Raw genomic sequence first — 2,443 nt, forward strand, 5'->3', positions numbered from 1 at the left:
ATGAGTATTCAAGTTAAAAATATTGAAAAACACTTTGGTGCATTCCATGCACTGAAAAATATCTCACTGGATTTTCCAGATGGTCAGCTGGTGGCATTACTCGGTCCATCTGGCTGTGGCAAGACCACACTGCTACGTATTATTGCAGGACTGGAATCAGCCGATGGCGGTCGGGTCATTTTAGAAGGTGAAGATGCAACCAATGTTCACGTGCGTGAACGTGAAGTTGGCTTTGTATTCCAGCATTATGCTCTGTTCCGTCATATGACCGTATTTGACAACATCGCCTTTGGTTTACGTGTGCGCCCACGCTCAACCCGTCCGTCTGAAGCAGAAATTAAAAAACGTGTCACCCGTTTGCTTGATCTGGTTCAATTGGGCTTTTTGGCCGACCGTTACCCTGCACAACTTTCAGGTGGTCAACGTCAGCGTATTGCCTTGGCGCGTGCTTTAGCCGTTGAACCGCGCGTATTACTGCTTGATGAACCATTTGGTGCACTGGATGCCAAAGTTCGTAAGGAACTTCGTCGCTGGTTACGTACCCTGCATGATGAATTGCATATTACCTCGATTTTCGTAACTCACGATCAGGAAGAAGCTCTCGAAGTTGCTGATCAAATCGTGGTCATGAACAAAGGAAATGTTGAGCAAATCGGTTCACCGCGTGAAGTTTACGAAAAACCGGCAACACCGTTTGTATTCGACTTCCTGGGTCAGGCCAACCGTTTCGAAGGCCAAAACCAGCAAGGTATCATTCAGATTGGGGATGACCGTCTGCAACTGCCGCAGGTGAAGGATGCTCCGCAAGGTAATGTGATTGCCTTTGCCCGCCCAAATGAACTGCGTATTCATGCAACTCCGCAAGAAAATGCTATTCAGGCCACTTTCCTGCGTGAAATCTGGATTGCCGGTAAAGTGCTGGCTGAACTTCAAGATCGCCAAGGTAATTTAATTGAAATTTCGCTTAATTCTGACGAAGCGAAACTGCATCAATTCAAACCAAATCAAACCGTGTGGTTAAGTCCAACAGCATTGCATCTGTTTGCAAATGACGTCGCTTAATAACAAATAGATGGGGCAAAAACAGTCCCATCCTCTTTAGGGTATACAGCATTATGAATTTCCAACAATTAAGAATTATTCGAGAAACCGTTAGACAAAACTTTAATTTAACCGAAGCTTCAGCAGCACTTTACACCTCACAATCAGGGGTGAGTAAACATATTAAAGATTTAGAAGATGAACTGGGGGTACAGCTGTTTATCCGTAAAGGTAAACGTTTACTAGGCTTGACTGAACCAGGTCAGTCTTTACTCGGTATTGTTGAGCGCATGCTGGTCGATGCAGACAATATTAAACGTCTGGCAGATGACTTTAACCGCGTTGATGAAGGTACCCTGACCATTGCCACTACACACACCCAGGCGCGTTATGTATTACCGCCGATTGTGAACCAGTTCAAAAAAGAATTTCCGAAAGTCCATTTGATTTTGCAACAAGCCAGTCCGGTTGAAATTACCGAAATGTTGCTGCAAGGCGAAGCAGATATTGGTATTGCCACCGAATCTTTAACCACTGAAGAAAATCTGGCTAGCGTGCCTTACTATAATTGGCAGCACAGTATTATCACCCCGCAAAACCATGCGCTTGCCAACAAAGCAGACATCATGCTGGAAGACTTGGCACAATATCCGATTATTACCTACCATGGCGGTTTCACAGGACGTTCTAAAATTGACAAAGCCTTTGAAGATGCAGGTATTGATGTCGATATTGTCATGTCAGCACTGGATGCCGATGTCATCAAAACCTATGTCGAACTGAACATGGGGGTCGGTATAGTCAATAATGTTGCCTATGATGCTGAACGTGACTATCGTTTAAAGCAAATTCCAACCGATATCTTTGGTGTAAATACCACCTGGATTGCGGTACGCAAAGGTCATTTGCTACGCGGTTATGGCTATGAGTTTATTTCACTCTGCTCGCCAGAAGCTGACATTAAAGCACTGAAAAAAGTGGCTTATCCAGAAGACTAATCATTCCATTTTTTCTAAAATCAGGGATATAAAATATCCCTTTTTTATTGCTTTTTTTACGTCAGCTAGTTCAAAACAATCATTTTAATTTTTTAATCATTTAAATATCAAAAACTTCAAACAATACTTGCCGATTATGCCTAAAATCAAATAAAGTAAACCATTGGATAAAAAACATTCAATTTCATGTTTATATTTATACTTTTTACATATGTTGAATCATTAAAAAAATTAACTGAGGGGATCTATGAAAGCTACGGCATTCGGCATCAGTCTTGGTATTTTCATGCCTGGCTACCTCTATGCTGCGGCACTGGAAACCTCTAACCAGTCCATCGCATCTTTTTTACAACCCGATCATTATACCGAGTTCTCAACAGCTATTATAAAAGCCAAAATTTCCG

At 42.3% G+C, this 2,443-nt stretch carries 2 protein-coding genes; both read left to right on the top strand.

From position 1 onward, the window contains the following. Positions 1-1,062, top strand: a complete 1,062-nt coding sequence (locus tag ACN6OV_RS10905; RefSeq protein ID WP_427952879.1) for a sulfate/molybdate ABC transporter ATP-binding protein — start codon at positions 1-3, stop codon at positions 1,060-1,062. 53 nt (positions 1,063-1,115) lie between these two features. After that, positions 1,116-2,039 (top strand): CysB family HTH-type transcriptional regulator, encoded by a 924-nt coding sequence (locus ACN6OV_RS10910; RefSeq protein WP_427952881.1) that lies wholly within the window; start codon positions 1,116-1,118, stop codon positions 2,037-2,039. The last annotated feature ends 404 nt before the right edge of the window (positions 2,040-2,443 follow it).

Source organism: Acinetobacter sp. (assembly GCF_050285345.1).
GTDB lineage: Bacteria > Pseudomonadota > Gammaproteobacteria > Pseudomonadales > Moraxellaceae > Acinetobacter.